This is a genomic window from Sulfitobacter sp. CW3 (assembly GCF_019392245.1).
Lineage (GTDB): Bacteria > Pseudomonadota > Alphaproteobacteria > Rhodobacterales > Rhodobacteraceae > Sulfitobacter.
On the sequence record NZ_JAHXRL010000606.1, the window covers coordinates 1 to 230 of the forward strand.

Sequence of the window (230 nt, forward strand, 5' to 3'; positions counted from 1 at the left end):
GTGATCCTCGCCGACAAGCGCCTCGACGCGCTGCAGCGGGACATCGAGGAGCGCGCCGTGCTGCTGATCGCCCGGCGCCAGCCGCTGGCGATCGACCTGCGCGAGACCATCTCGGCGATCCGCGTCTCCGGCGATCTCGAGCGGATCGGCGACCTCGCCAAGAACGTCGCCAAGCGCGTGGTGGCGATCTCCGACCAGGCTCCGGCCCAGAAGATCGTGCTCGGCGTGCG

General features: G+C 70.9%; 1 protein-coding gene. It reads left to right on the forward strand.

Going from position 1 to position 230, the window contains the following annotated elements:
- Positions 1 to 230, forward strand: a 230-nt coding sequence (locus KZZ06_RS22385; protein WP_306664551.1) for a PhoU domain-containing protein, incomplete at both ends; no start/stop codon positions are given.